Raw genomic sequence first — 20,186 nt, forward strand, 5'->3', positions numbered from 1 at the left:
TGACATCAAGAAACAGATTTTAAAAATCAAAAATATTCAATAACTATCCTTGGGAACGTTTGCATAAATAATGGTTTTGAATCTTTTCCCCTTATATCATTAAATAACCACTACATCATTACCTCTCATACTCAATTTTTAAACCCCACAAAACACTTAGTGTTAATTGTACACTTGTGTGTATGTTAATATTATGTTAAAATCCAAAAAAATGCATTTTTAGCCTAAAATCGCATTTGGTTTAATGAATTGAGATACCCCACAAAGCTGTATGATGTATTAATGTAGAGGTAAAAACACTTGCACATCAGCAAAAACAACCTCACATTTAACTAACAATTAAACTAAATTTATAATAAAGCATGAAAAGAATCTTTACAAGACTTTCTGTTCTCGCTGCATTTTGTTTGCTAACAATTAACGTAGCATTTGCGCAAAACATTACCATAAAAGGTAAGGTAATTGATGGGGGTGATAAAACACCTTTACCTGGCGTAACTATATTAGTTAAGGGCACACAAACCGGCACTCAAACAGATGCGAACGGCGGCTACTCCCTTAGTGCGCCGGCCAACGCCACATTAGTATTTAATTTTGTAGGTTATACAGCACTTGAGCAGGCTGTAAACAATCAAACTACTATTAATGTATCATTAGCTTCATCAACACAACAATTAGAGCAGGTTGTAGTTGTAGGTTATGGTACGCAAAGAAAAATTGATGTTACAGGTTCTGTAGCAACAGTAAAAGGAGAAGATATCTCAAAACAGGCATCTGTTAATCCTGTAGGGGCACTGCAAGGTAAAGTTGCGGGTGTTTCAATTACCAATGTAGGTACACCTGGTGCTTCACCACAAATTACAATCAGAGGAACAGGGACTATTTATGGCAAAACACAGGCACTTTACGTAGTTGATGGAGTTTGGTATGATGATATAAACTTCTTAAATCCAGCAGATATTGCCAGTATTAACATTTTAAAAGATGCATCTTCACAATCTATTTATGGTATTCGTGGCGCAAATGGCGTTGTTTTAGTAACAACCATTAGAGGAAAAAAAGGAAATCCGATAATTAATTATAATGGTTCAGTAGGGTTTCAAAAGGTAACCAATGCTGTAAAAATGACAAATGCTTCTGAGTACGCAACTGCAGTTAATGAAGCTTATGCCATTCAGGGTGCAGCACCCTTATTTGCCAATACCAATCTGGGAGAAGGAACTGATTGGTACGACGTTATTTTAAGAGACGCATTGGTAACCAACCACCAAATTTCTTTGAGCGGAGGATCTGAAAAATCGACTTACAATTTGTCTCTCGGATACTTAGATCAAGATGGTATTGTTAAAAAGAATAATTATAAAAGATATACTGCGAGGTTATCAAACGATTATCAAATCTTCGAACCGCTAAAAATTGGTTATAACGTTACCGCAACCTCAAGTAAATCGAATGATGCACCTACCTCTATTTTTAGAGCGTTATATGCAGCTTCACCAGTAGTGCCAGTATTTAATGCAGATGGCAGCTATGGTGATCCAAATGCTTTTAATTTAGGAAATGGAAGTAATTTAAACCCTCAGGCTACATTAGACTTTTATAATCAGATCACTAACAAATATAAAGTAACAGGTAATATTTATGCAGAATTAAAATTCCTTAAAAACTTTACCTTCAAAACCAGTTTTGGCGGAGATTTCGCACAAGAAGAAGTGAGGGGATATGTGCCGGTTTACAAAGCAAGTAATTCTCAACAGAATACAAATAGTAAACTGGATATCGACAGAATTGAAAATAGAAACTGGATTATTGAGAACACGTTAACTTTCGATAAAAAATGGCAAGATCATAGCTTAACAATTCTTGCCGGTCAAACCGCACAAAGCAGAAAGCAATATACCATTAATGCCGATGCCCAAAATGTACCATACAATTCGGAAAGTGATTTGTATTTAGCTCTTGGTGATGCAGCAAGTAGAAATATTGTTGATTTGGGTGAACTGAATACTTTTGCCTCATATTTTGCAAGAGTAAATTACTCATATAAAAACAAATACCTGTTAAATGCCTCAATCAGAAGAGACGGTGCATCTCAGTTCTATGGTATTGATGGCCCATGGGGTAATTTTCCCTCTATCGGGGCTGGTTGGGTAATCAGTAACGAAGAATTTATGAAAGATCAAAAAATCTTCAGCAATTTAAAATTGAGAGGAAGCTGGGGTAAAGTTGGAAATGCCGGAGTACCATTTAACCCGAGTGTTTTAACTATCGATCAATCTGCAGAATTAATCGCATTCTTTAATCACATACCTAATACTGGAGCCAGTATCACGAGTATTGTACCTCCGGCGATATTTTGGGAAAGAAGTGCTGGAACAGATTTAGGTTTGGAAATGGGCTTCCTTGATAATAGATTAAGTATTGAAGCTGATTATTATAACAGAAAAACTGAGCAAGCAATTTTCGACATTGGAGTATTTCGCAGCTTAGGTACAAAAAACAGTTCAATTATTGCCAACCAGGCCGATATTAAAAATAGCGGTTTTGAATTTATGGCTACCTGGGCAGATAAAACAGCCTCTAATTTCTCTTATTCAATTAGTGGAAATTTGGGTATAAACAACAATAAAGTAATGAATGTAAGCACTGGAGATATTCCAATTTACAAAGGTGGTGCTGGTATTACAAGTGGTTACATATCTACCAGAACAGTTAATAACAGACCAATTGGAGAGTTTTTTGGATATCGCGTAGAGGGCGTTTTCCAAACCCAGGCAGAAGCTAGTGCTTATACAGGAAATAGCTTTCAGCCAGGAGACTTTAAATATGCAGATATTGATGGAAACGGAACAATTGATGAAAGAGACCGTGTTGTTCTTGGAAATCCTAATCCAAAATTCAACTATGGTTTAAACACTAATTTTGCATATAAAAATTTCGATTTAACAGTAGATATTCAAGGTGTGGCAGGCGTTGATGTTTTTAATGCCAACCTAAGTAACCGCTTTGGAAATGAAAACTATACAAAAGATTACTTCGACAATCGCTGGACGGGAGCTGGAACATCCAATACCTATGCTTCATCAAACCTTTCAGCAGATTTAAACAAGGCACCTAACTCATTTTTTGTTGAAGATGGTTCTTATATCCGTTTAAGGAACATCCAGCTTGGATATTCACTTCCACAAGCGATTATTTCAAAATGGAAAATGCAGAAACTTAGAGTATTCGTAAATGCTCAAAATGCGGTAAATCTTTTTGGATACTCTGGCTTTAGTCCTGAAGTAGGTGGTACACCAACAAATGCTGGTATCGACACAAATGTTTATCCATTATATGCTACCTATAATTTTGGTGTTAATCTTACATTTTAAAAGACATTAAACATGAAAAAATATATAAATATACAGTCTTGCTTTTTGGCTGCCATTGCAAGTATTGTGCTCATTACTTCATCCTGTAAAAAAGAGTTCCTAAATGTTCCGCCTCAGGCTCAACAACCTGCAGCTGCTTTTTGGAAAACGCCTCTGGATGCTCAAAAGGGTGTTAATGCCATGTATGCTAATTTACGCAGTTGGAATAATGTTGGGTTTAATGCAATTGCCATCGAAAGTACCGGTTCTGACGAAGCGGATAAAGGTAGTACACCTGTGGATGCAACCTTTTTTAATCTATATGACAATTTTACGGTTACGGCCACCCACGGAACATTACTTGATTTTTGGGCCGGTCAGTACCAAAATATAAACTTATGTAATCAGGTTATAGACAGTATTCCACAGATTACAATGGACCAAAGTTTAAAGGCCCGTTACATTGGAGAAGCAAAATTTGTTAGGGCATATTCTTTTTTCAGATTGGTAAGAGCTTATGGTAATGTACCATTAAGACTGCACCTGCCAAACAATGGTTCAGAATATAATATTCCTCAATCTGATAAAGCTACAGTTTATGCTCAGATAGAAAAAGATTTAACCGAAGCAGCTGCTGTTCTACCTGCCTCTTATCCAAGTACCGACCTCGGTCGTGCTACAAAAGGAGCCGCACTTGGCATGCATGCAAAGGTGGCTATGTATCAGAAAAAATGGGCGGATGTATTATCCTATACTAATCTGGTAATGGGTATGGGATATGATTTATTTCCTGATTTCGAAAAAGGATTTAGAGAAGCGAACGAGAACAATATTGAATCATTATTTGAAGTACAGGCAGAATTACTTTTAGGAAATGCCGCAGCTTCAAATTCTCAATACAGCCAAGTTCAGGGTGTTGCTGGAGAAATGGGCTGGGGTTTCAATACACCATCTGAGGCTTTAGCCAATGCATTTGAACCAGGAGATCCACGTAGAGATGCAACTATTATTTTCAGAGGAGAAACTACTCCACAGGGAGATGTTATCCCAAATACGGTAGTTAATGAAAGATATAATCAAAAATCATATGTTCCGTTTTCAACACGTGTATCTGGATTTAACGAAGGAGCACAACAAAATTTCAGGGTACTAAGATTTGCTGATGTTCTTTTGATGAATGCTGAAGCAGCGAATGAACTGGGAAATCCAACTCAGGCACTTACTTCTCTGAATAGAGTACGTAAACGCGCCAGAGGTACAAGTACAACTATTTTATCTGATGTTACTACTACAGACCAAACTGCTTTAAGAAATGCAATCTGGAAAGAAAGGCAAGTAGAATTAGCGATGGAGAATGATCGTTATTTCGATGTGATCCGTCAAGGCAGAGGCGCTGCAGTTTTTGGCGTTAAAGGTTGGAAAGCCAACAAAAATGAAGTTTGGCCTATTCCATTTACCGAAATCGATTTAAGTGCAGGATTGCTTAAACAAAACCCTGGTTACTAATACATCTTTTGACAAAGGTTGTCAGCTCATACTGGCAACCTTTTCTTTCTTGACCGTAATACTATGCTAAACATTGTCCCAAGCAAAATTACTTACCTACTGGTAACAACCTTGTGTCCTTTTTTGCTCTTTGCAGCTTGTAATAAAAGCAAAAACACAACTGATGTTCCTGATTTAACGATCAAAAAAAACCTTTCCGACGTCGAATTATTGGATCTCGTTCAAAAACAAACCTTCCAATATTTTTGGGATGGTGCCGAACCAATCTCAGGTGCCGGCAGAGAGCGTTTCCATGTAGATAACATTTATCCGGAAAATGATAAAAACACAGTAGCTACAGGTGCAACAGGTTTTGGTTTAATGGCCATTTTAAGTGGGATTGACAGGAATTATGTAACCAAAAAAGAAGGATTAGAGCGTTTAAATAAAATATTGGATTTTCTATCCAAAGCCGACCGCTTCCATGGCGCATGGCCACATTGGATAAACGGTGAAACAGGCAAAGTACGTCCATTCGGACAAAAAGACAATGGAGGTGATTTAGTGGAGACCTCTTTCGTTGCGCAGGCTTTAATCTGTATCAACGAATATTATAAAAATGGTTCTGAACCCGAAAAAGCATTGGCAAAAAAAGCCGATGACCTTTGGAAGGGTATTGATTTTAATTGGTTCCGCAACGGACAAAACGTATTGTACTGGCATTGGTCGCCGGAGTACAGCTGGGAAATGAACTTCCCGGTAAAAGGCTATAACGAATGTTTAATCATGTACGTAATGGCAGCTTCCTCCCCTACTCATACCGTACCCGCCGAAGTTTATCACCAAGGCTGGGCAAGAGGAGGAGCAATTAAAGCAGATTTCGATCTTTATGGACATCATATTCCATTAGATTATCAAGGTGCAAAAAATTCCGTGGGCCCTTTATTTTGGGCGCATTATTCATATTTAGGTTTAAATCCTAAGGGATTGAAAGACCGCTATGCCGATTATTGGCAGAACAACGTAAACCAAACACTGGCCATACACGATTACTGCGTAGCCAACCCTAAGAAGTTTAAAGGTTATGGCGAAAATAGCTGGGGTTTAACAGCAAGTTACTCGGTTAAAGGTTATGCCGCCCACAGCTTACAGGAAGATTACGGTGTAATTTCTCCAACAGCAGCCATATCATCTATTCCCTACACGCCAAAAGAATCGATGAAGGTAATCAGACACCTTTACGAGGATTTGGGCGATAAGGTTTGGGGCAAATACGGTTTTTATGATGCCTTTTCAGAAACAGATAACTGGTATCCTAAAAGATATCTGGGCATTGATCAGGGTCCAATGGTCGTGATGATCGAAAACTATAGATCAGGACTGCTTTGGAAGCTATTTATGGGAAATAAAGATGTTCAAAATGGTTTAAAGAAATTGGATTTCCAGTTTCAGCCATAATATTGAATTGTATATAAATGTTTAGCCACTATATATTTTAAATTAAATCTACAGAACCATGAAAAGAGTAATTTTAATACTAATAGCAATGATTGGGATCACGTTTGTGCATTCAAGTTTCACAACACTCCCAAAGTACAAAGCGGCAACAACAAAAAACAATAAGAAAATAAAATTTAATACTGTAAACGTAACGGCTACAAATTCGACCAGCGATGGCGTACATGTAACACTTCAAAACACGACAAGTGGTGGTGCCTATTATTTTTTCATCCCACCAAATACACCAAACGGAGTTATTTTAGGACAAATCCCTGAGGGTTCTGACATTTATACTGTTGGCTTAACCTCAACAGGCGGCGCTCACAACATGTGGATTTACTGGGAACACAAATCTAATGTTACGGGATTGAGTGCAAGCGGAATGGCACTTGGCTGCCAAAGCTGTGCCCAGATTAAAATCTTTTAACTCCCCTTTACCTGATGGCTAAACATTTATTCAAAATATTTTTAATAATACTCCTGCTCTGCGGTAAGTTTACAGCTTCTGCACAGCAAAAAACCTATTGCAATCCCATCAACGTAGATTATGGTTATACGCCTTTCGAATCTTTTACCCAATGGGGCAAGCACCGTGCCACTGCCGATCCGGTAATCGTAAATTATAAAGGCGATTTTTACCTGTTCAGTACGAACCAATGGGGTTACTGGCACAGCGCCGATATGCTGAACTGGAAATTCCACGAACGAAAATTTCTTCGCCCATGGAATAAAACCAAAGACGAACTTTGTGCACCAGGTGTAGGCATTGTAGGTGATACGATGGTGGTTTTCGGCAGTACTTACACTAAAAACTTCACCTTATGGGGCAGTACTGACCCCAAAGGAAATAAATGGTTTCCATTGGTTGATTCTTTAGAAATTGGTGGTTGGGATCCATCATTCTTTACCGATGATGATGGCAAATTTTACATGTACAATGGAAGCAGCAATAACTACCCCATGTACGGTGTAGAATTAGATCGTAAAACTTTTAAACCAAAAGGCACCCGCACACCAATGTACCTGCTTGAAAGCTGGCGATATGGATGGCAACGTTTTGGCGAATATATGGACAATACATTTCTTGATCCTTTTGCCGAAGGTGCCTGGATGACGAAACACAACGGCAAATATTATTTTCAATACGGAGCGCCCGGAACAGAGTTTAGTGGTTATTCTGATGGTGTGGTAGTGGGCACCAAACCTCTTTTCTATGATACGCCTACAACTCCACAATCTGATCCTTTGAGTTATAAAGGCGGAGGATTTTCTCGCGGTGCTGGTCATGGCGCAACCTTTCAGGACAATAGCAAAAATTACTGGCATATTTCTACCAGTATCATCTGTGTAAAAAATACCTGGGAACGCAGAATGGGGATTTGGCCTACCGGTTTTGATCAAGACGATGTAATGTGGACCAATACTGCCTTCGGGGATTACCCACTTTATTTACCGGCTGAAAGAAAAGAAGGTGAACCTGCAGGGCCAGGCTGGATGCTGATCAACTATAAAAAACCGGTAACCGTTTCTTCTACCCTGGGAAGCTTTAATGCCAATAATGCGGTTGACGAAAACATTAAAACCTACTGGAGTGCCAAAACAGCCAATAATGGTGAATGGATCAAGACTGATTTGGGAAGCCTTGCTACCGTTAATGCCATCCAGATTAACTATGCTGATCAGGATGCAGAATTTTTAGGAAAACAGACCGGAATTTATCATCAATATAAAATCCTCTCCTCAACAGATGGAAAAAAGTGGAACACCCTGGTTGATAAAAGCCAGAATAAAACAGACGTTCCGCATGATTACATTGAACTCCGGCAACCAGTAAAAACCAGGTTCATCAAAATGGTAAACATCCACATGCCCACCGGAAAATTCGCCATTAGTGGTTTACGTGTTTTTGGAAATGGAAACGGTGAGAAACCAACAAAAGTGAAAAATCTGATCGTTTTAAGAACAGAAAAAGACAAACGTAGTGCATACATTAAATGGGAGCCTGTTGATAATGCCTTTGCTTATAACCTTTATTACGGTACTGCACCTGATAAACTATACAACTGCATTATGATCCACGATTTTAACGAATACTGGTTTAAAGCAATGGACAGCCAGAAAGCTTATTATTTTTCTATCGAAGCGATAAACGAGAATGGCGTATCGGTAAAAACTGATATAAAGAAAGTTGATTAAAATAAATGCACAAGCTCGTTTATAAAGAGTATGGAAATATAGAATCGCTTTAAGCGATGAATGTTTAAATACGATAAAATCCTAAGCTATTTAGGCGCTCGTTAGAAACGAGTGCCAGCAACGAATAAAAACAGTTCACGCTCGTTTATAACGAGCGTGGAAATTGCTAATCGTTTTTTAACGATTACCAAAATTGATTAATAAAGAATAAAACACATATATAATGAAGAGAGCGAATATCCTGGTTGTTTTTTTAACCTTGTTTGTACTGAACGGATCGGCACAGACCAAAAAACCTGTTTCGGCAGAAGAGGCAAAGATGAACACCTTCATCAGCAACCTGATGGCAAAAATGACTGTTGATGAAAAAATTGGCCAGCTGAATTTGCCAAGTTCTGGCGATATTACCACGGGACAGGCCAACAGCAGCGACATTTCTAAAAAAATTAAAGCCGGACAAGTTGGTGGTTTATTCAACATCAAAGGGGTAGATAAGATCAAAGCGGTCCAAAAAATAGCGGTGGAAAACAGTCGTATGAAAATTCCATTGCTTTTCGGAATGGATGTGATCCATGGATACAATACCGTTTTCCCAATCCCTTTAGGCGTTAGCTGTATCTGGGATATGGCAACCGTGCAAAAATCGGCCCGTATAGCTGCGATTGAAGCGAGTGCAAGTGGCATTAACTGGACTTTCTCTCCAATGGTCGACATTTCGAGAGATCCACGCTGGGGCCGTATTTCTGAAGGCAGCGGAGAAGATGCTTATTTAGGCTCACAAATTGCCGCAGCAATGGTAAGAGGCTATCAGGGGAAACTCCAGGCCAATAACGAAATTTTAGCCTGTGTAAAACATTATGCACTGTATGGTGCCGCTGAAGCTGGTAGAGACTATAATACTACAGATATGAGCAAAGTACGCATGTACAACGAATATTTTCCGCCATACAAAGCTGCTGTTGATGCAGGAGCAGCCAGCATTATGGCTTCTTTTAACGAAGTTGATGGCATTCCAGCTACAGGAAGCAAATGGTTGATGACCGATGTTTTGCGTAACCAATGGGGTTTTAAAGGCTTTGTGGTAACCGATTATACCGGTATTCCTGAAATGATTGCGCATGGCATGGGCGATTTACAAACTGTTTCTGCCCTGGCTTTAAATGCAGGAGTTGATATGGATATGGTGGGCGAAGGCTTTTTAGGTACTTTAAAAAAATCGTTGGCAGAGAAAAAAGTTGCTATCGCACAGATAGACAGGGCTTGCCGATTAGTACTTCAGGCAAAATACAAATTGGGTTTATTTACCGATCCTTATAAATTTTGTAATGCGGAAAGAGCAGAAAAAGAGGTTTTTAGTCCGGCTAACCGCCAGGTGGCACGCGAAGTTGCAACAGAAAGTTTTGTGCTATTGAAAAATAACAACAACCTGCTTCCACTAAAAAAATCAGGCACCATTGGTCTAATCGGCCCGTTGGCAGACAATACAGCCAATATGTACGGTACCTGGAGTGTTGCTGCCCTTTTTGACAAGTCGGTAACAGTACTTCAAGGTTTAAAAAATGCCTTGGGTAATGATGCCAAAATATTAACCGCTCGTGGTGCCAATTTTCTGGCAGATTCTGCTATGGAGCAGCGTTATGTAAACATCCACAACCCAACATACAAACGTGATCCACGTACCGAAGCCGAAATGATTAAAGAAGCTTTAGAAGTAGCGAAAAAATCAGATGTTATTGTAGCTACTATTGGCGAAGGTTCTGAATTTACAGGCGAAAGTAGTAGTGTAACCGATATCCAGATTCCTGAAACACAGAAAAACCTTTTAAAAGCTCTGGCTAAAACAGGTAAGCCAGTAGTATTGGTGCTGTTTACAGGCCGTCCATTGGCATTGAATTGGGAACAGCAAAATATCCCGGCAATTTTAAATGTATGGTTCCCTGGCAGTGAAGCTGGAAATGCAATTGCTGATGTACTTTTCGGCGATGTTAATCCATCGGGTAAACTGAGTGCAACTTTTCCTCAGAATGTGGGTCAGGTACCTTTGTATTATGCACACAAAAATACCGGCCGCCCATTGGCTGAAGGTAAATGGTTCGAAAAATTCCGTTCCAACTATTTAGACGTAAGCAATGATCCATTATATCCGTTCGGTTTTGGTTTAAGTTATACATCATTTAATTATAGTGATGTTAAACTGAGTGGCAATACCTTGAGCAAAGGAAAATCGATCACCGCATCGGTTACTTTAAGCAATACAGGCAAATATGACGGCAAAGAAGTTGTTCAATTGTACATTCAGGATCTTGTTGGAAGTATTACCCGCCCCGTTAAAGAGCTAAAAGGTTTCCAAAAAATTAATTTAAAAGCCGGAGAAAGTAAAACCGTTACTTTTAATATTTCTGAGAACGACCTTAAATTTTACAATTCTGCGCTAAAATTCGTGGCAGAACCTGGAGATTTCAAGGTATTTATTGGTACAAATTCACGCGATGTAAAAGAAGCATCTTTTACGTTGAAATAAAGACAATTAGATTTGGTTATAAACCCTGAGCTATTGTAAAGTAGCCAGGGTTTTCTATTTTTGTTGAATGAAAAAGATTATTCTAACCATTTGCATTCTTTTTTCTGTACTCTTTTTAAACGCTCAAGACTTGAAAAAATATGACAGGGGAAGCTTTATTAAGGGAAAGGATTCTATATACTACAGGATTTTATTTCCAGAGAACTTTAATCCCGACCAAAAATATCCTATCGTTTTCATTTTGCATGGAAGTGGAGAAAGGGGCAACGATAACGCCAGTCAACTGGTTCATGGCGGAAAACTGTTTCTAAAAAGTGATGTTCGCAAAAATTTCCCTGCCATTGTAGTTTTCCCGCAATGTCCACAGAATGATTTTTGGGCCAACGCAAATTTTGGTCAGGATGCCAAAGGGAAAAGAAAAATCAGTTTTGTTGATGGCGGTAAACCCACCAAAGTAATGCATGCACTGCAGGGAATGGTTAAAGATTTTCTAAAAAAACCTTTTGTAGATAAAAACCAGGTTTATGTTGGTGGCTTATCAATGGGTGCAATGGGTACGTACGAGCTGTTAAGAAGAGAACGCCGTAAATTTGCCGCAGCTATTGCTATTTGTGGTGGCGATAATACCAATAACATTAAAAAATACCAGACAACACCATTGTGGATCTTTCACGGTGCAAAAGATGACATTGTTGATCCGGCATTCTCAATTGCCATTGCTGAACGTTTAAAAACGGTTGGCGACGAGGTGAAATTTACGCTTTACCCTAACGCAAACCACAACAGTTGGGACAGTGCCTTTGCTGAACCGGAATTATTGCCTTGGTTGTTTTCGCATAAGAAATGATAGGATTAAACCTAAGCACCACAACCTCTGTTAAATAAACCTGATAAAGCGTAAAGCCCACAGCGCAGCGAGGACTTGAAGCGATAGCAGGACTGCTGTAACCGAAAAGCGGCATACTATCGTTTTCCAAAATAACACTTACCACCTAAGTCACCTGAGCGCCTTAAACGAACAACAGTAATTCAGATGATGATCTCGCTAAGACCTTAGTCTTTTTACCATAGAAACTAAAAAACGAAATTAATTGAGAAGTCTTAGCAAGACGCTAAGACCAGACAATAGGTTGTTTCCGCATAAAAGAAAGTAGATTACTTTAAGATTAAGAGGCTGTCTCATAAATTGCGATCACTTGCCCTTCGACAAGCTCAGGATGACAATTCTATATTTATGAGATAGCCTCCTAAACACCACAAAACCAAAAAGGTCCCGATTTTACATCAGAACCTTTTTAAAAATATTTAATCAATATTATTCCGCCATATTGTGGTAAACCGCCTGCACATCATCATCTTCCTCCAACTTATCGATCAATTTCAAAACATCAGCTGCCTGCTCTTCTGTTACCTCATGGTGAGATAAAGCAATGCGCTCTAATTTTGAACTTTTTAACTCGATGCCTTTCTCTTCTAAAGCTTTTTGTAAAGAACCAAAGTTTTCGAATGCACCCTGTGCTACTGCAATATCATTCCCTTCTTCATCGGCCTCAACATAAAGTTCTTCTAAACCAGCATCAATTAATTCAAACTCTAATTCTTCCAGATCTAAACCTTCAGCAGGAACAAAACGGAAAACCGATTTACGGTTAAAAACGAAATCTAACGATCCGGTTTTACCCAAAGAACCATCAGTTTTGTTAAAATAACTACGAACGTTTGCTACCGTACGGTTGGTATTATCAGTAGCTGTTTCAATTAAGACGGCAACACCATGTGGCGCATAACCTTCGTACACAATTTCCTCGTAATTGGCCATCGATTTATCGGAAGCACGTTTAATTGCTGCCTCTACCCTATCTTTTGGCATGTTTACCGCTTTTGCATTTTGCATAGCTGTACGTAAACGCGAATTGGTTTCCGGATGAGGCCCGGATTCCTTAACCGCCATTACGATATCTTTACCAATACGCGTAAACTGAACCGCCATTTTGGCCCAACGCTTAAATTTTCTCTCTTTTCTAAATTCGAATGCTCTTCCCATTATTTTAGTATTGAGATATGAGATATGAGATGTAAGACCTTAAGCCCTCAACCTTCAAACCCTCTACCTTTATATTATTTTTTTAAATTATTTAACATGTCTGTTGTCAGTTTCGATAAATCGAACTCTGGTTTCCAGCCCCAGTCTTTTGCTGCATAGTGATCATCAATAGAACGTGGCCAGCTGTTTGCAATTTGCTGACGGGGATCATTAGCGCTGTAAGTTAGCGTAAAATCCGGAATATGTTTTCTGATTTCGGCGGCTAAAACTTCAGGTGTAAAACTTACCCCACCAAAATTATAGCTACTCCGCACTGAAATCTGATCTGCAGGTGCATCCATCAGTTCAATTGTTCCGCGGATAGCATCATCCATATACATCATCGGTAATTCTGTTTCCGCATTTAAGAAACTCTGGTAACTTCCCTTTTTCAACGCATCGTGGAAAATGTGGATCGCATAATCTGTTGTACCACCTCCAGGAGCAGCTTTCCAGCTGATTAATCCCGGATAACGGATACTACGCACATCCAAACCATATTTTTGATTGTAATATTCGCACCAGCGCTCACCTGCTAACTTGCTGATTCCATACACGGTGTTTGGATCCATTACACAATATTGAGCGGTATTATCTTTTGGCGAATTTGGTCCAAATACGGCGATAGAACTCGGCCAGTACACTTTTGCAGTTTTATATTCTAAAGCTAAATCTAAAACATTCAATAAGCCGTTCATATTTAAATCCCAGGCCAGCTTTGGATTTTGCTCACCCGTAGCTGATAATAACGCAGCTAAGAGGTAAACCTGTGTTGGTCTGTATTTATGGAAAATGCCATTGATCATTTCCTTATCAAGCACATTCACAAATTCAAACGGTGCAGAGTTTTTGATATCATAATCCGGTCTGCGTATATCGCACGCAACAACATGATCATCACCATATATTTTACGTAACATGGTTACCAACTCGGTACCAATTTGCCCGTTAGAGCCTAAAACAACAATTTTTTCGTGCATATTTTTTTTGAGATTGAGCAAAGGTAAAAAAATGAGATAAAAGGCAATAAAATATTTATAGATAAGAAAGGGTTAATCGGTTAATTGTATAAACTGGTTAATTGCAGACCAGATTGTTAACTGTTGGATTGCTAAATTGTTAACTGCAAATTGCCAACTGAAAGCTGTTAACTACTAACTGAAACCTGTTACTGCTAACTGAAACTTTCAACATTATTTTATACATTTACTACACGCTTATCGAATAACCAAATAATAAATGACTCACCCAGAGCCTGAAAAATCTGAAGATTTACTGAATCGTCTAAAGCTTGGCGACAAGCAGGCTTACGAAAAAATATATTTCACCTATAGTAACGAGCTATTATTGGCTGCCTACAAAAAAACAGGCGATAAAATAATTGCGGAAGAACTGGTACAGAATATCTTCATCTCTCTTTGGGAAAAACGGCAAGAAGCACAGATCAATAATCTCCAGGCCTATTTGTTTGGTGCATTGAAGTTAAGTGTAATCAACCACATCAGGAGCCTGGTGATGCAGAATAAATACATGGAGTACCAAACCTTAACCTATTCAGAAAACCATCAGGATACTGCTAACCTTGTCGATCTTCATGATCTCTCTTCTATTATCGAAAAAGGCATTAATTCGCTACCCGAAAAAACACAGGAGATCTTCAGAATGAGCCGTTATCAACACCGATCTACCAAAGATATTTCTACTGGTTTAAACATCTCCGAAAAGACCGTAGAATACCATATTACCCAATCTATTAAGAGGATAAAAGAATACATTAAAAATTTTTACATCTTTTTATAACTGATTATCAGTGCTTTAAAACTTATTTCCATTTTTACCACGCACAGCTTTAGGGTTTCGCTCCGGTTGTGTTACTTGTATAGTATAAGGCCAAATATTCTTTTTATGAACCAGAAATCATTTTACGATTTACTAAGCCGTTACGAAAACGGAAATTGTACTGAAGCTGAAAAGCTTTGGGTAGATAAATGGTATCATAACTTAAATAACCAGAATTTTAAAGATTTATCATCAACTGCGCTCGAAGAAATGCAGGTGAATACCTGGCTTAACATTAATAATATTGAAAGCAAACCTACACAAGTGCTTAAGGTTAAAAGGCTTTGGCCAAAATTCGCTGTTGCAGCATCTATTATCATTGCATTTTTTATTGCCGGATTATATTTAAAGAGCTATAATCATGCCGAGCAATCTTTTATTGATGAAAATGAAGGCTTAAACTTAATCAGCAAAACTAATGAGAGCGATAGCAGCCTGGTGATATCACTTAGTGATGAAAGTACGGTAACACTTAAACCACAGGCGAACATTATTTACCCAAAGGTTTTTGCGGCTAACAAAAGAACGGTTTATTTAAAAGGAAGTGCGTTTTTTTCGGTAAGTAAAAATCCTAAGCGCCCGTTTTATGTTTACAATCAAAAATTGGTTGTTCGTGTTTTGGGTACCAGTTTCTGGGTAAAATCATCAACAGATAAACTTCCGGCTCAGGTTGCGGTAAGAACAGGAAAAGTTCAGGTAGCCGAAAACCAGAAAAGTTCACTCTTCACTTTCGATCAAGAAAAACTGGCTAAACCAATTCTGCTGACACCAAACCAAAAGGGCATTTTTGCCGACCACAAATTAAATAAAACATTGGTAAGCAAGCCTATTCCATTGGCAGAAGCCTATAATATACCCACAAGTTTAAGCTACAATTTTAAAGAAGAAAGCATTAAAGAAATTTTTAAAACCTTATCTGAAGCTTACGGGATAGAGATAAAATCGGATAATGAGCAGATTTCGACCTATACTTTTACTGGAGATTTAAGCAAAAAAGGGCTGTATGAACAGCTCGACCTAATCTGCGGAACCATTTCAAGCAAATATTACATCCAGGGAACCAGCATTGTAGTTTCCAATAAAAACTAACCAAATATATAAACATGATGAAGAAAAACCACAACACCAACAGCCCATAGCCGTGGCTCCATTTTCCATAATATTTTTCTAAAAAACAAAGCCGACAATGTGGGGCATTGCCGGCGAGTTAAATACATTAGAATGTATTCATGGTATTTCTATGTCCAATAAATCCAATCATTTAATGAACAATAACCAAATTTATGAAAAAAAATCAACTTATTTCGCTGGCGATATATGCAATGAGAGTTTCGATTTACCAAATACTTGCAATAATAATTTTTACTTGTGGTGCTTTTGCCAAAAATGTCGACGCCCAAGATTTTCTGAATAAATCAATTTCGATCAAAGCCGATCAAACAGATATTAAAACCATTATTGAAAAAACAGAACACTTAGCCAATGTTAAATTTGTTTACAGTCCGCAATTAATAAACTCTAACCGCAAAGTTTCTATTAATGTGGTGAATCAAAAGCTTAAATACTTTCTTGAGAATTCGCTAAAACGTTATGACGTGGGATATAGGATAGTTAAAGATCAGATTCTGCTCTATTCTATTCCCGCCAATAACAACCTCGAACTTTTAAAAGCTTTCGAAGGCATTGTAACCGGAAAAGTAACCGATAGCAAAGGTAATCCTATTCCAGGCGTTTCGGTTACCGTAAAGGGAAAATCAATCGGTACCACGACCGACGAAAATGGTGCTTTTGCTTTAAAAGGCCTAACTGTTGATAGCCGCGTACTCGTGGTGAGATATGTAGGTTTCATATCTAAAGAAGTCAACCTATCACCAGGCAATGCCGACGAAAACCTGAGCATCAGCCTATCAGAAGATAACCTACAATTGGAAAGTGTGATGGTAACCGGTGGTAATCCAAAGAAAAAATTAGAAAGTAGTGTGGCGCTAACTTCCGTAAGCAATAAAGATATCACCAACAGGGCGCCATTAAACAGCACCGATTTATTAAAAGCTATACCAGGCTTAACCGTAGAAAGTACAGGTGGCGATGGCCCGGGCAACGTTTGGGTAAGGGGCTTTCCACAACAGGGAGGTTATATTTTCTTAGGCATACAAGAAGATGGTTTACCGCTTTTACCTACAGGTTTCAATACCAACCCATCTATAGATCAGTATTATAAAACAGATTTAACCATTCAGAACATCGAAGCAATTAGAGGTGGAAATGCCTCAATTATTCAGGCCAATACACCAGGTGCCGTAGTAAACAACATCAGTTACGCGGGCGCCGATAAACAGTATGGCCAGTTTAAGTTTACAACAGGTTTTTCACAAGGTTTGTACCGTTTTGATGGCAACACCGGAGGTAAAATAAACAACCAGATCAAATATAACATTGGTGGTTTTTATCGTACTGATAACGGAGTGGTAGATCAGGGCTTTAATCCGGCCAACCAGGGTGGACAGATTAAAGGCAACATGACGTTTAATTTCAAAAACAATAAAGGCTTTTTCAGGGTGTATGGTAAATACCTGAATGATAAAGTGCAGTTCTTATTAACTAGTTATTACCCTTACGATGGTACCGGGAAGCCAACTACTTACCGCGATTATAATCTGGCTTCACAATCAATTGTTCCCGTTCAAACAGATTGGAGCTACAATGATCCTACAACAGGCCTGCATAATTTTACTCTAACAGACGGTATCCATACCAAATTGGGTTCAGCTGGTTTCCAGTTCAACTACCTAACTGATAGCGGCTGGCAGATTGTGAACAATTTCCGTTATCAAAATACGCATACAAACTCAACATATACCGTTCCAGCAGGGATTACAGCGAGAACAGCGGCCACACCTTACTATTATCCGGGAGGCGCAGTTGCACCGTTTGTTACCGGAGATTATGCAATTACCTCAACAGCACAGGGGCAAATTAACAGCGATGTTCAAATTATTGAATACCTGGATCTGAAAAAGACCTTTAAAAATCATAGTTTAAATATCGGCGCAGGTATTCATCAATACAATCGAGACGATTTACGCTATGCATTTAGATCTTTTACAGAATTTAAGGAGCACCCGAGTATTATCTTGCAGTCGCCAACAGCAGCAGAAAGAACAATTCAAACCAAAAACACCTTTATTGGCGATACCAGAACATTATCAGCTTATGCTGGCGATGAGATTAAAATATCCGAAAAATGGCGTTTAGATATTGGAGCCAGAATTGATAACCAGAATGTTAAGGGAGATAGGCCTTATTATGCGCTTAATGCAAATGGCACGGTAAATATTACAGCGCCAGCAACTCCAACTATATTGGGTTATACCAGCTATGATGAAACACTAACCAATTGGGCAGCATCAATAGGCGCAAATTATAAAATAAGTACTACTGCAAGTATGTTTGCGAGGGCTACAAAAGCTTATAACGCACCAAATATAGGCGATTACAATGCTTCAGGATATAATGGCGCAAATATTAAAAAACGCCCGGTGTATTTAGGTGAAATAGGTTTTAAATATGCTAAAAACAACCTGGCAATTTTTGCATCAGGAAGTTATTCTGCAATTAAAAACACATCGTTAACCATTAATGTGCCTACTACAGCAGCTGGAACACAAGCATTGGTAGCCTTTGGCTCTACACGCACCTGGAGTGCCGAGTATGAAGTTTCTTACAAAATATTCAACCCACTAAGCTTGCGCTTAACCGGAACACTGCAAGATTCTAAATACACAGATTACGAAGCAAATACAAGCGGAAATGCCGCAGTAGCAGCCGAATTCGGTGACCGTGTATATAGTTTTACTGGCAAAAGAACCGAAAGGGTACCTGTATTGAATACGGAGCTAGGAGCCAACTACGATTACAAAAACTTTAACCTGTATATAGCAGCCAATTATGTTGGCAGTCGCTTTACCTCACCTAGCGACAGTTATGAACTTCCATCTTATGTGGTAATGAAAGCCGGGGCAGGTTATAATTTTACTAAAAAGATTTCAATAAGATTCTGGGCAGACAACCTGTTAAATGCAAAAGTGCTGACAGAGGGCGATGTTCGTGGAGATCAGTTCAGAGATTTCTCAACCGTAACCCCTGGTCAATTAATGATTGGCAGAACTTTACTTCAACGTACCTTCTGGGGATCATTAGCTTATTCATTCTAACAAATAAAACCGGAGTTCACGCTCCGGTTTTTTTTATTCTAAAAACATCATGACAACAAGAAGATCATTTTTACAAAAAGTAAGCTTTGCTGGGGCAGCAGCTTTTTTAAGTCCATCCATTATTACAACAGCTTTAGCACAATCAGCGAAGGTTTCAAAAATCGGAATTGGTCTTTTCACCCTACGTGAACAATTAACGGCAGATGTAAAGGCCACTATTGAACAAGTAGCTAAAATCGGCTATAAGCAAGTTGAAACCTATTACGGCTATCCGGGTAAATATGAAGTAAAAGGATTCTGGGGACTGGAAGCCAAAGATTTCAATGCATTATTAAAAGCCAACGGTCTCTCGTCTCCCAGCGGACATTACAACGTAACGGAGTTTTTATCATCAGGCGACGATAAAGTGTTAAAATCGCACATCGAAACCGCAGCTACTGTTAACCAGAAATATTTTGTTATCCCTGCTTTGCCAACCGATATCAGAACCAATGGAACATTGGATGATTATAAACGCATGGCTGCAAAATTTAACCAGGCAGCCGAACTTTGCCAAAAATCAGGCTTAAAATTGGCTTACCACAACCATAACTTCGAATTTAAAGATCAAGGTAATGGGGTTACAGGTTACGAAACCTTGCTTACAGAAACCGATTCCAATATGGTAGGTTTTGAACTTGATATCTTTTGGGCGGTAAATGCAGGTTTAAACCCGGTTGATATGTTCAAGAAAAATCCGGGCCGTTATAAAATGTTTCATGTTAAGGATATGGACAAAGCAGATAAAGCCGTTTTCGTAGAAGTGGGGGCTGGCAGGATCGATTTCAAAAGCATTTTCGCCGCATCAAAGTTAGCTGGTGTAGATTATATTTTTACTGAACAGGACATCATTAAAAAAGAACCTTACGAGAGTATTAAAGAAAGTTATAATTACATTAAAAACAATCTGCTTTAGTCCGATTTTATCCTTAAAAAATCTGTGTTTTTGGATATAT

General features: G+C 38.6%; 13 protein-coding genes. 11 read left to right on the forward strand and 2 right to left on the reverse strand.

Annotation, left to right across the window (positions count from 1 at the left end; translation table 11 throughout):
• Window positions 1-362 precede the first annotated feature (362 nt).
• From ACUN24_RS24820 to ACUN24_RS24850, 7 genes are all read left to right on the forward strand, one after another.
• Window positions 363-3,374 (forward strand): SusC/RagA family TonB-linked outer membrane protein, encoded by a 3,012-nt coding sequence (locus tag ACUN24_RS24820; RefSeq protein WP_445564924.1) that lies wholly within the window; start codon window positions 363-365, stop codon window positions 3,372-3,374.
• Between the two features lie 12 nt (window positions 3,375-3,386).
• Window positions 3,387-4,859, forward strand: a complete 1,473-nt coding sequence (locus ACUN24_RS24825) for a RagB/SusD family nutrient uptake outer membrane protein (protein ID WP_445564925.1) — start codon at window positions 3,387-3,389, stop codon at window positions 4,857-4,859.
• 63 nt (window positions 4,860-4,922) lie between these two features.
• On the forward strand, window positions 4,923-6,296 hold the full coding sequence (locus ACUN24_RS24830; protein ID WP_445564926.1) for a glucoamylase family protein: 1,374 nt from the start codon (window positions 4,923-4,925) through the stop codon (window positions 6,294-6,296).
• Window positions 6,297-6,354: 58 nt separating this feature from the next.
• Entirely contained in the window at window positions 6,355-6,765 is a 411-nt protein-coding gene (locus ACUN24_RS24835) for a hypothetical protein (RefSeq protein WP_445564927.1), read from the forward strand.
• Window positions 6,766-6,779: 14 nt separating this feature from the next.
• Window positions 6,780-8,534: a discoidin domain-containing protein gene (locus ACUN24_RS24840; protein ID WP_445564928.1), complete on the forward strand. Its 1,755-nt coding sequence runs from the start codon at window positions 6,780-6,782 to the stop codon at window positions 8,532-8,534.
• 223 nt (window positions 8,535-8,757) lie between these two features.
• Entirely contained in the window at window positions 8,758-11,055 is a 2,298-nt protein-coding gene (bglX, locus tag ACUN24_RS24845) for a beta-glucosidase BglX (protein ID WP_445564929.1), read from the forward strand.
• Window positions 11,056-11,122: 67 nt separating this feature from the next.
• Window positions 11,123-11,902 carry a carboxylesterase family protein gene (locus ACUN24_RS24850; protein ID WP_445564930.1) on the forward strand — a complete coding sequence of 260 codons (780 nt, stop codon included), beginning with the start codon at window positions 11,123-11,125 and terminating at the stop codon, window positions 11,900-11,902.
• Between the two features lie 468 nt (window positions 11,903-12,370).
• Here ACUN24_RS24850 and ACUN24_RS24855 read toward each other — a convergent pair whose 3' ends face one another.
• Window positions 12,371-13,099 (reverse strand): YebC/PmpR family DNA-binding transcriptional regulator, encoded by a 729-nt coding sequence (locus ACUN24_RS24855; protein WP_029274031.1) that lies wholly within the window; start codon window positions 13,097-13,099, stop codon window positions 12,371-12,373.
• 74 nt (window positions 13,100-13,173) lie between these two features.
• Window positions 13,174-14,118 (reverse strand): NAD-dependent epimerase/dehydratase family protein, encoded by a 945-nt coding sequence (locus tag ACUN24_RS24860; protein WP_445564931.1) that lies wholly within the window; start codon window positions 14,116-14,118, stop codon window positions 13,174-13,176.
• A gap of 259 nt (window positions 14,119-14,377) precedes the next feature.
• Here ACUN24_RS24860 and ACUN24_RS24865 point away from each other — a divergent pair, with 259 nt between their 5' ends.
• The 4 genes from ACUN24_RS24865 (at window position 14,378) to ACUN24_RS24880 (ending at window position 20,146) form a co-directional block, all read left to right on the forward strand.
• Entirely contained in the window at window positions 14,378-14,938 is a 561-nt protein-coding gene (locus ACUN24_RS24865) for a sigma-70 family RNA polymerase sigma factor (RefSeq protein ID WP_445564932.1), read from the forward strand.
• A 105-nt stretch (window positions 14,939-15,043) separates the two neighbouring features.
• Window positions 15,044-16,066 (forward strand): FecR family protein, encoded by a 1,023-nt coding sequence (locus ACUN24_RS24870; protein ID WP_445564933.1) that lies wholly within the window; start codon window positions 15,044-15,046, stop codon window positions 16,064-16,066.
• A 194-nt stretch (window positions 16,067-16,260) separates the two neighbouring features.
• Window positions 16,261-19,191 (forward strand): TonB-dependent receptor domain-containing protein, encoded by a 2,931-nt coding sequence (locus ACUN24_RS24875; RefSeq protein ID WP_445564934.1) that lies wholly within the window; start codon window positions 16,261-16,263, stop codon window positions 19,189-19,191.
• Window positions 19,192-19,240: 49 nt separating this feature from the next.
• On the forward strand, window positions 19,241-20,146 hold the full coding sequence (locus tag ACUN24_RS24880; protein WP_445564935.1) for a sugar phosphate isomerase/epimerase family protein: 906 nt from the start codon (window positions 19,241-19,243) through the stop codon (window positions 20,144-20,146).
• Window positions 20,147-20,186: the final 40 nt, after the last annotated feature.

It is taken from the genome of Pedobacter sp. WC2501 (assembly GCF_052682415.1).

Coding starts and splice junctions, on each gene's coding strand:
- ACUN24_RS24820 (WP_445564924.1), top strand. CDS start 363: ATGAAAAGAATCTTTACAAGACTTTCTGTTCTCGCTGCATTTTGTTTG.
- ACUN24_RS24870 (WP_445564933.1), top strand. CDS start 15,044: ATGAACCAGAAATCATTTTACGATTTACTAAGCCGTTACGAAAACGGA.
- ACUN24_RS24875 (WP_445564934.1), top strand. CDS start 16,261: ATGAAAAAAAATCAACTTATTTCGCTGGCGATATATGCAATGAGAGTT.
- bglX (WP_445564929.1), top strand. CDS start 8,758: ATGAAGAGAGCGAATATCCTGGTTGTTTTTTTAACCTTGTTTGTACTG.
- ACUN24_RS24865 (WP_445564932.1), top strand. CDS start 14,378: ATGACTCACCCAGAGCCTGAAAAATCTGAAGATTTACTGAATCGTCTA.
- ACUN24_RS24825 (WP_445564925.1), top strand. CDS start 3,387: ATGAAAAAATATATAAATATACAGTCTTGCTTTTTGGCTGCCATTGCA.
- ACUN24_RS24835 (WP_445564927.1), top strand. CDS start 6,355: ATGAAAAGAGTAATTTTAATACTAATAGCAATGATTGGGATCACGTTT.
- ACUN24_RS24840 (WP_445564928.1), top strand. CDS start 6,780: ATGGCTAAACATTTATTCAAAATATTTTTAATAATACTCCTGCTCTGC.
- ACUN24_RS24880 (WP_445564935.1), top strand. CDS start 19,241: ATGACAACAAGAAGATCATTTTTACAAAAAGTAAGCTTTGCTGGGGCA.
- ACUN24_RS24850 (WP_445564930.1), top strand. CDS start 11,123: ATGAAAAAGATTATTCTAACCATTTGCATTCTTTTTTCTGTACTCTTT.
- ACUN24_RS24860 (WP_445564931.1), bottom strand. CDS start 14,118: ATGCACGAAAAAATTGTTGTTTTAGGCTCTAACGGGCAAATTGGTACC.
- ACUN24_RS24855 (WP_029274031.1), bottom strand. CDS start 13,099: ATGGGAAGAGCATTCGAATTTAGAAAAGAGAGAAAATTTAAGCGTTGG.
- ACUN24_RS24830 (WP_445564926.1), top strand. CDS start 4,923: ATGCTAAACATTGTCCCAAGCAAAATTACTTACCTACTGGTAACAACC.